The sequence below is a fragment of the Methyloversatilis sp. genome (genome assembly GCF_030698125.1).
In the GTDB taxonomy this organism is placed as follows: domain Bacteria; phylum Pseudomonadota; class Gammaproteobacteria; order Burkholderiales; family Rhodocyclaceae; genus Methyloversatilis.
The window spans coordinates 80,449-89,780 of sequence record NZ_JAUYNV010000056.1 but is presented as its reverse complement, the minus strand read 5'-3'; the positions used below and the strand labels follow the sequence as shown (position 1 = coordinate 89,780).

Below are 9,332 nucleotides of genomic sequence, written 5' to 3'. Positions count from 1 at the left end.
CGTAGGAGCCTGCCCTGCAGGCGATTCCGGTCTTCGAGATGCGACGTCACGTGATCAACGCGCCTATCGCGGACAGGGTCCGCTCCGAAGGGCAAGATTGTCGCTGTTTTTCGTAGGAGCCTGCCCCGCAGGCGATCCGGTCTTCGAGATGCGACGTCACGTGATCAACGCGCCTATCGCGGACAGGGTCCGCTCCGAAGGGCAAGATTGTCGCTGTTTTTCGTAGGAGCCTGCCCTGCAGGCGATTCCGGTCTTCGAGATGCGACGTCACGTGATCAACGTGCATATCGCGGACAGGGTCCGCTCCTACGAAGGGCAGGCAGCGTCACGACTTTCGTAGGCGCCGTCCCACGGTCGGCCCTGCATGGCCGACCGGCTCCACGGGCGGCGAGCCGTGCTCGCCGAAACCCCCGCTCCGCCCCCGCAGGCGATTCCGGTCGTGAACGTGCAATATCGCGTGTCTTACTTGCGGCGCAGCAGGAAGGCAAATTCCTTGTTCGCGTCGCTGCTTTCAAGCAGCGTGTTGCCGGTCTGGCGTGCAAAGGCTTCGAAGTCGCGCACCGCCCCGGGGTCGGTCGCGACCACGCGCAATACCTGACCGCTGCTCATCTCTGACAGCGCCTTCTTCGTGCGCAGGATGGGCAGCGGACAGTTCAGGCCGCGCGCATCGAGTTCCTTGTCGAATTCCATGTCTGCTCCGGTTGCTCGGGTCGCGATGAAAGGAGCGCGAGTTTACACCTGTCGGCGCGGGCCGGTGTTCACAGCCCGTCGCGCTTCAGTTCGGCCAGCTTTTCGCGCAGTTGGCGCAGCCGCGCGTCGACGACAGACTGCTGATAGAAGTCGCCATCGGCCGCGCGCTGAGCGATTTCCAGCTGCTCGATTGCCGCCTGATACTGGCCGTTGAGCGCATAAGCTTCGGCCTGCGACCGGTGCTGCGCCAGCCGCTGGTCGAGCAATGCATGGCTGCGGGCCTGGTAGCGATACAGGCGCGGGTCCTGGGTGTAGGCCAGTACCTCGTCATTGACGAGGGCGAGTGCTTCGGCCGCGCGCCGGTCGGCGAGCAGCGCCTCGATCAGGCCGTAGGTGAGCGCACGCGAACGCGAACGCTTCAGGCCGTCGCGAAAGCGCTCGACGGCGCCCTTGGCATCACCCGATTCGAGACTGATCAGGCCGGCAAGGTTGTCGAGCATCGGCGATTCGAAGCGCTCGGCGCGCAGGCCATCCACCTCTTGCTGCGCGCGGGCGAAATCGCGCTTGCGCAATGCGGCGTGTGCCAGCCCGAACCGCGTGGCGAGCCGGATGCTGCCCTGCACGTCGCGCAAGCGGTTGTCGAACTCGGCAAACGCCTCCCTTGCATCGCCTTCGTAGGCCCGCAGCTTGGCGCGCACCAGCAGAAAATCGAGGCTGTCCGGCACCTGCCTGTAGGCCGTTTCCTCGATGCGCGCGCTGGCGTCGGTGATGCGTTCGACCGTCAGCGGGTGGGTGCGCAGATAAGCGGGCGAATTGCTTTCGTAGAAGCGCGCCGAACGCTGCATGCGCTCAAAGAAGGCAGCCATGGCGCGCGTGTCGAAGCCCGCGCTGTCGAGCATCTGCAGGCCGATGCGGTCGGCTTCACGCTCGAAATCGCGCGTGTAGGCAAGCTGCGAGGCGACGGTCGCCGCCTGGCCGGCAATCAAGGCGCCCTGCGCGACCTGCGAGTTGCCGCGCGCGGCCAGCACCGCAATGACCAGCGATGCCAGCGCAAGAATGGTCGATTGACCGCGATTGGAAAACTGGCGCGCGATGTGACGCTGCGTCACGTGCGAAATTTCGTGCGCGATGACCGACGCCAGTTCGGATTCGCTCTGCGCGGTGACGATCAGTCCGCTATGCACGCCGATGAAGCCGCCCGGCCAGGCAAAGGCGTTCAGGCTCGGATCGCGCAGCGCGAACAGTTCGAAGTCCTGCGTCGATCCGGGCAGCTTCTCGGTGAGCCGGTCGGCAAGGTGATTGAGGTAACCATTGATTTCCGGGTCATCGATGTACGCGCGCTCGCGCACCCGCATGTCGCGCCACAACGCAAGTCCGATGCGGTTCTCCAGCGCGGGTGACAGGTCAGCCTGGGCCGAATCGCCCAGATCGGGCAGCGGTTGCGCGGGTACCGACAGGGGCAGCAGCAGCAGCGCGACGACTGCGGTGCGCAGCTTGCGGCGGGTGAAGAAGTGACTCATGGCGATGCTATGATAACGAAGCAAAGTGAACGATCGTTCGGTTCCGGTACCTCGGCCTGCACGTCGCTCCACAGCCGACACGGCCCGCTTCACAATAGGCAGGGCGCCACCTGCCATGTTCCACAGGCATTGCCAGACAGTCATCCTCACCCATTCACGCCTACGCTCCCGATGTCATCGATTCCGGTTGGTTCGCACTCACTGCTGCTGATTGAAGACGTGCCCGAAGATGTGAAGCTCGTCACTACGGCGCTGCGTACCATCGTGCCGGCCAATCAGATCAAGGTCGTGCCATCGGGCGAGGAAGCGCTCGACTATCTGTTCGGGCGCGGCAACTACGCCGGACGCGATACCCGTTACCAACCCGCGCTGATCATGCTCGACCTGACGCTGCCGCGCATCAATGGCATGGAGGTGCTGCGCCTGGTACGCGCCGACCCGCAGACGCACGTGTTGCCGGTGGTCGTCGTGTCCGCCTCCTCGCAGCAGCGAGACATCCGCACCGCAGCCCAGCTTGGCGCCAACAGCTTCGTCCGCAAATCGCTCGACTTTGTAAGCTTTTCCGAAACGCTGACGCTGCTGGCCCGCTACTGGCTCGAACTGAACATCCAGCCGCCGCATCCGTCGGCGATGGCGCGCTGAGGCTTCGAACCTTGAGTGCCGACAAGCCGCTGCCCCCTCAGCTGACTCCTCAGTTGACACATTTCGATGCCGAAGGCCAGGCCCACATGGTCGATGTCGGCGACAAGGCGCACACCACGCGCGTGGCGCGCGCCGCCGGGTCGATCACCATGCTGCCGGCCACCTTCGAACTGGTGCGCGACGGCACCGCGAAGAAGGGCGACGTATTGGGCGTGGCGCGCATCGCGGGCATCCAGGCTTCGAAGCGCACGTCCGACCTGATTCCGCTGTGCCACCCGATCGCACTGACCAAGGTCAGCGTGGACTTCACGCTCGATGCATCCGGCAGCGCCGTGCATTGCGAAGTTACTGCACGCACCACGGGGCAGACCGGCGTCGAGATGGAGGCGCTGACCGCGGTCAGCGTGGCCCTGCTGACCATCTACGACATGTGCAAGGCGGTGGACCGCGGCATGCAGATCGGTAACATCCGCCTGCTGGAAAAGGCTGGCGGCAAATCGGGGCACTGGCAGGCGGACTGAATCGACCGCGCCGCCGCAAGGTGACGAAGCGGGGCCTTTTCGTTCTACCATCGATGCCTTCCGGGCAGTGACGCCCGATGCGCAAGGACAGTCATGGGCCGGGAAACGGAACTCAAGCTGGCGCTCGCCGAACACGGATGGCGTGCCTTCTCGCGGCACCCCTTGCTGCGCCAGGCGATCGCTGCGCCGCAGACGCACACCTTGCGCAACCTCTATTTCGACACGCCGGACTTCCGCCTGCGCGAGCAGCGAGCCGCGCTGCGGCTGCGCCGCGTCGGCAGGCGATGGCTGCAGACGGTCAAATGCGCCAGTGCCGCCAGTGCTGGCCTGTCTTCCCGGCCGGAGTGGGAACAACCGTTTACCGGCCTGTTCGATTTTTCGCAGGTCGATGACGCCGCACTGCGTCGCCTGCTCGAAGGCATGCGCGACCGCGGCTTGCTGGCGCAGGTGTTCGAGACGAATTTCGAACGGCGCGAGTGGCGCTTCGCAGCAGGCGACGGCGAACTGCTGTTGATGGCCGACCGCGGCATGATCGAAGCAGCCGGGCGTCGCGACAGCATTTCCGAACTGGAACTGGAACTGGCCGGCGCGCCGATCGAAGCGCTGCTCGACCACGCCGACACCCTGGTGCGCACGCTGCCTCTGCGTGCCGAATCGCGCAGCAAGGCGCAGCGCGGATACGCACTGATCGAAGACAAGCCGTGTCAGCCGGTGCGTGCCACCCGTTCGCCGGTCGATCCGCACGGCGGCGCACGGCATGCGTTCCGCGCGGTCGCGCTGGATTGCATCCAGCACTATCAGTCCAACGAAATCGGTGCCCTGCAGTCCGATGCGCCGGAATTCATCCACCAGATGCGGGTGGCGCTGCGCCGCCTGAGAAGCGCGCTGCGTCTGTTCGCGCCGGCGCTGCCCGACGGCATGGTGGCCGATCTCGCATTGCCGCTGCGCGCGCTGGCCGGTGATCTCGGCGAGTTGCGCGACCGCGACGTACTGCAGTCCGAACTGCTTGCGCCCGTGCTTGCGCACAACGCTGACGATAATCTGCACGCACTCGATACGGCGCTGCATGCCACCCGGCAGCAGGTGCGCGACCGCGTTCAGAAGGCGCTGCAGGACGGCCGGCAAGCCAGACTGATGATGGCGCTGCTGCGCGCGCTGCACGAACTGCCGCCGGATGACGACGGCGATCTGCGCACGCTGGCCCACAAGCGCCTTGCCCGCGCCCACGCACGCATGGTCGACGGCTGCCGGCACGCAGCCGATGGCGATATCGCTGCATTGCATGCGCTGCGCATCGACATCAAACGCTTGCGCTATGCGATCGAGTTCTTCGCACCGCTGCTTGGGCCACGCAAGACCAAACGGGCGATCGGCGCGCTGATGCAGGCGCAGGAAGATCTCGGCTTCCTGAACGACCTGAGCCAGGCCGGCCCGCGCCTGCTCGCCGCCGCCGGCGACGACCCCGACCTCGTGGCTGCCGTGGCGCTGATCGCACGTCATCACCGGTCGCGCTATCGCAAGATCGTCAGCGACGCGCCGAAGCTGCTGAAACGCCTGTCGCGCATGGCGTTGCCGCGCTGACATCGCCGTGCATTCATTCCACTGTCACGCCCGACACGCACACTGCGGCGCGCCCTGAAAATGACGGAGGAGACAGACATGGAACTGATACTGTGGCGTCACGCCGAAGCGGTGGATACGCTGCCCGACGCCACGCGCCGCCTGTCCAGCCGGGGCGAACGCCAGGCCGCGCAGATGGCCAACTGGCTCAAGCCCCGACTGCCGAAACAGACGCGCATCCTGGTCAGCCCTGCCACCCGCTGCCAGCAGACCGCACAGGCACTCGGCCTCGATTTCGAAACATCCCGCCTGTTGTCGACCGACAACTCGGTCGCCGACCTGATCGCCGCCTCCGAGTGGCCGACCGGCGGCGGCGCGGCACTCATCGTCGGCCATCAACCCACGCTCGGCCAGCTCGCCGCACTGCTGCTGTCCGGTCAGGAAGCGGACTGGACGGTGAAGAAGGGCGCGGTATGGTGGTTCAGCAACCGGGTGCGGGATGGCGAGACGCAGACGGTGTTGCGGGCTTGCCTGGGCAGCGATCTGATCGAGCCCTGACCCGCTAAGGCGGCGGGAATATCACACCCTGCAACCAGAACCGGGGCTGAAAATGCCCGACGCCGGTGAGGGCTAGGGTTTGGGTTTCCCACGGTTCCAGATTGGATAACTCAGGCCAGATGGCCCACCACAGGGTCAGCATCATGGCCAGCGGCGCAAAGCGAAGTACTTTCCACTGATTCAACTGAAGCGCACTGAGTCGGACCGCTGGTGGCTCGTCCAGCGATAGCAGCCAGGCGACCAGCACGACGAACAGCAACTGGCTGTGCGGTGCACTCAGCAGCCCGTCCAGCTGCGCTTCGATCAGCCCGCCGACGATGCACATCCACAAGACAAGCCGGGTTTGCGCACTGGCAGGCGATGCATCGAGCCGGCATCGCTGAAACTGCCGCCAAAGTGCGCGGACGGTTGCAGCAATCACCAGCAATGCGAATGGCACACCCCACTCATAGGCCAGTTGCAACACGATGTTGTGCGTCGTGCTCGCAACGCCATTGTTGGTCGCCGAGAACATCATCGGTCCGGCGCCCAGCCAGGGGCGTTCGACGATGCCCTGCCAGGCCGCCCGCCACAGCACATCGCGATTCGAAAGACTGGCCCCTTCGCGCAGGCGGTCCAGCGCATCCGACACTTCCATCCCGGTCACCCAGAGCGGCATCTTCACAAACAGCAGTTGCTGAAGCAGATACCCGGCTGCAATAACCAGAACCCCATGAAGTGCAACACGTCGTGACGCCGGACTGCAAAGCGCGGTGAGTGCAAGCGTCACCACTGCGGCAAGCCAGGTGGCGCGCGTCCCGGAAAAGAAGGCGAGCGACCACCACAATGCCGCAAGGACAAACAGCAGGCTGGTCAGAAGTCGCGCGAAGGATGGCGAAACAGTCCCCGGCAGCCGGGGGCGCAGCAACAGCAGCGGCCACGACAATGTCACCCAAGCGCCGAAGAAGCGAGGGTTGATGAAACCTTCGAAGAAATTGAACGGATCCGGCAGCAGACCGCTAGCCAATGACGCCGCAAACCAGAGTAGGGAGATGGCGACATAGACGGCGATCGATAACTGTGTACTCAACAGAAGCGCATCAGTCAGCCGGCAGTTGCGAATCACCCCGGCCCACCAGATCGCTGCGATAACCAGCAATGCAAGGGTGAACGATTCAATGAGCACCGGACGCAGCGAGGCGCCGTGGACAGTCACCACGGTAAGCAGCACCAGCGCGATAACCGAAAGCGCCCACACAAGACGCGAAGCGCTGAACAAAGGCAGAAAAGGCAGGAACACAACTGACAGCGTGATTACGATCAGTTCCATCAGGCGCTGATGGTCGTACCAGGATCGCGGGTAATCCACCTTTTCTAGCAGCAGGAAAAAGCCGACAAGAAGGAACAGAAAGGTGCTGAGCACGCTTGCGATGCGGACGCTTTCACTATGATCGGTTCGGGCTTGCAAGCGCATTGCGTCCGACATTGCAGAATTCGATTCAACTGGGTTAACGAAAGAGGGGGCTCCAACAAGCCCCCTCCCATGCTTGGTTGAAGCTGTAGCGGTTAGCTGCCGCCGCCTGACGAATAGGTCTTCTCGATTGCTGTAATAGCAACCGCATTCGTCAAGCCCGTTTTCGTGTAAGCCCACGTCACACTGGCCGAATTCGCGGCAGCTGTAGGCGTCAGAATAATTGTCGAATCGTCCGGAATGTCCTTGCCGATCCCGGACTTCAGGGTAATCGTGATTACACCTGCCGCTACTGCTATGCTCTTGATTTCATTAGTCGAAAGAGTACTCGGGATGTTGTTACTTCCGCCGTTACAGTTTGTGGCGTCGCCGCCCTGTTCCTGAATGCATATACCCACTGCCGTCTTGACTGCACCGACCGAAGCCAGGACGCTGCTGATCTTCGCCCGTACCGTGTAGTCCTGATACTGCGGAATCGCGATCGCGGCCAGAATGCCGATGATGGCCACCACGATCATCAGTTCGATCAGCGTAAAGCCTTGTTGAACCTTTTTCATATCACTCTCCTGGAATTGAACGGAACGGGCGCCTGTGCGCTCAGGGTGATATCGAGCAAGGCGGGTGCCAGCTTTAGCGATTTTTTACAAACGCTTGATTTACAGTATTTTTTATTTCCGCTTGTGCTGATACAGTCCGAAACAGATGCCTGCGTGCTGACGCGCACAGGCAGCATGTGACGCAAATTGTCCGTTCAGGGCTGGAAGCCGGGGATGGCCGACAGGTCGACGTCGTCGATCTGTTCCGGGTCGAGGAAGGTTTCGGCGTACTTGAGATACACCTCGCGGCGCACGAACACGTCGAACAGATCGGAGTCGATGTGGCCGTTCAGACGGAACTTGCCGAGGATGTGCAGGGCTTCCGACAGCCGCATCGGGCGCTTGTACGGCCGGTCTTTCGCGGTCAGCGCCTCGAAGATGTCGGCGATGCCCATCACGCGCGCCTGCACGCTCATCTGGTCGCGCGCGAGCCCGCGCGGATAGCCCTTGCCGTCCATGCGCTCGTGGTGACCGCCGGCGTATTCCGGCACATTGGTCAGGTGGCGCGGCCAGGGCAGTGCTTCGAGCATGCGTATCGTCGATACGATGTGGTAGTTGATGATTTCCCGCTCGGCGCCGGTGAGCGTGCCGGCGCGTATGGTCAGGTTTTCGACTTCTTCCTCGCTCAGGCAGGACCGTTCCGTGCCCTGTGAATCGGTCCAGTGCCAGCGGCGGGCGATGGCATGCACGCGCTCGACGTCGGCATCGCTCATGCGTTCGGAACCGATGTTGGCGTGGTGAAGGAAGGCGCGGTCTTCGTCGATGTCGCGCAGCCGGTCGGCACCATGACGCTCGATCTGGGCCAGAACGGCGGGTGAGGCATTGAGGCCGGCAGCGAAACGGCTGTTGAGGGTGGCCAGTTCGATGTCGCGCCGGATCAGTTCGAAGCGGGTGTCGATCAGTTCGATGCGGTCGAAAATGGTCTGCAGCTTGGTGGCCTTGTCGACCACGTGCACCGGCGTCGTGACCTTGCCGCAATCGTGCAGCAGACCGGCGATCTTCAGTTCGTAACGATCGGCCTCGGTCATCGTGAAGCCGGCGAGCGGGCCATCCTGCGTGTCATTCACCGCCTCGGCCAGCATCATCGTGAGCGTCGGCACGCGCTGGCAGTGGCCGCCGGTGTACGGCGACTTTTCGTCGATCGCGTTGTTGATCAGCGTGATGAAGGATTCGAACAGCGCTTCGAGCTGGCTCACCAGCTGGCGGTTGGTCAGCGCGATGGCGGCCTGCGAGGCCAGTGATTCGGCCAGCTGGCGATCCGAGCCGGAAAAGATCCCGACGGCGCCGGTGACCGGATGCACGGCGTTGATCAGCTGCAGCACGCCGATCACCGCACCCTCGTGGTTCATCATCGGCACGGTCAGGAAGCTGGTCGAACGGTAGCCGGTGCGTGCGTCGAAGGCGCGCGTGCCGGAAAAGTCGAAACCTTCGGCGCGGTAGGCATCGGCGATGTTGACCGTCTGTCCCTTCAGCGCGCTGTAGGCCGCCACCATGGACAGATTGGGCGAGCCGTCGTCGAGATGCAGCGGCAGCGGCGGAAAGGCTATCGGCTTGCCGGTGCTGCCGCCCATCGCAATACCCAGCGAGTCGGTACGCAGGATTTCGAAGCGCAGGTGCTCGCCCGCGTCGTCGATGCGGTACAGCGTACCGCCGTCGGCATGGGTGATGGTTTTGGCCGCCAGCAGGATCTTTTCGAGCAGCGCATCGATGTTGCGCTCGTTCGACAGCGCGCTGCCGATCTCGTTGAGCTGTTCCAGGCGCCGCAGCAGATCGTCGAGGGTATCCATGGCGTGCG

The 9,332-nt window shown here is 63.6% G+C and carries 9 protein-coding genes; 4 read left to right on the top strand and 5 right to left on the bottom strand.

Going from position 1 to position 9,332, the window contains the following annotated elements:
- Positions 1 to 462: 462 nt before the first annotated feature.
- Both Q8Q80_RS18600 and Q8Q80_RS18595 read right to left on the bottom strand, forming a co-directional pair.
- Positions 463 to 690 (bottom strand): sulfurtransferase TusA family protein, encoded by a 228-nt coding sequence (locus Q8Q80_RS18600; protein WP_069039466.1) that lies wholly within the window; start codon positions 688 to 690, stop codon positions 463 to 465.
- A gap of 68 nt (positions 691 to 758) precedes the next feature.
- A complete protein-coding gene (locus Q8Q80_RS18595) occupies positions 759 to 2,210 on the bottom strand; it encodes a M48 family metalloprotease (RefSeq protein WP_305634344.1) in 1,452 nt (483 codons plus the stop codon).
- A gap of 171 nt (positions 2,211 to 2,381) precedes the next feature.
- On the opposite strand from Q8Q80_RS18595, the gene Q8Q80_RS18590 reads away from it, so the two are divergent.
- The 4 genes from Q8Q80_RS18590 to Q8Q80_RS18575 all read left to right on the top strand — a co-directional run bounded on the left by Q8Q80_RS18590 (position 2,382) and on the right by Q8Q80_RS18575 (position 5,491).
- A complete protein-coding gene (locus Q8Q80_RS18590) occupies positions 2,382 to 2,852 on the top strand; it encodes a response regulator (RefSeq protein ID WP_305634343.1) in 471 nt (156 codons plus the stop codon).
- Positions 2,853 to 2,905: 53 nt separating this feature from the next.
- Positions 2,906 to 3,373: a cyclic pyranopterin monophosphate synthase MoaC gene (moaC, locus tag Q8Q80_RS18585; protein ID WP_305634342.1), complete on the top strand. Its 468-nt coding sequence runs from the start codon at positions 2,906 to 2,908 to the stop codon at positions 3,371 to 3,373.
- A 93-nt stretch (positions 3,374 to 3,466) separates the two neighbouring features.
- Positions 3,467 to 4,954: a CYTH and CHAD domain-containing protein gene (locus Q8Q80_RS18580; protein WP_305634341.1), complete on the top strand. Its 1,488-nt coding sequence runs from the start codon at positions 3,467 to 3,469 to the stop codon at positions 4,952 to 4,954.
- Positions 4,955 to 5,032: 78 nt separating this feature from the next.
- Complete coding sequence (locus Q8Q80_RS18575; protein WP_305634340.1) at positions 5,033 to 5,491, top strand: histidine phosphatase family protein; 459 nt, start codon at positions 5,033 to 5,035, stop codon at positions 5,489 to 5,491.
- 4 nt (positions 5,492 to 5,495) lie between these two features.
- Here Q8Q80_RS18575 and Q8Q80_RS18570 read toward each other — a convergent pair whose 3' ends face one another.
- The 3 genes from Q8Q80_RS18570 to Q8Q80_RS18560 form a co-directional block, all read right to left on the bottom strand.
- A complete protein-coding gene (locus Q8Q80_RS18570; RefSeq protein ID WP_305634339.1) occupies positions 5,496 to 6,956 on the bottom strand; it encodes an O-antigen ligase in 1,461 nt (486 codons plus the stop codon).
- 80 nt (positions 6,957 to 7,036) lie between these two features.
- Positions 7,037 to 7,498, bottom strand: coding sequence for a pilin (locus Q8Q80_RS18565; protein ID WP_305634338.1), 462 nt, complete (start codon positions 7,496 to 7,498; stop codon positions 7,037 to 7,039).
- Positions 7,499 to 7,692: 194 nt separating this feature from the next.
- Positions 7,693 to 9,324: an HD family phosphohydrolase gene (locus tag Q8Q80_RS18560; RefSeq protein WP_305634337.1), complete on the bottom strand. Its 1,632-nt coding sequence runs from the start codon at positions 9,322 to 9,324 to the stop codon at positions 7,693 to 7,695.
- Between the last annotated feature and the right edge of the window lie 8 nt (positions 9,325 to 9,332).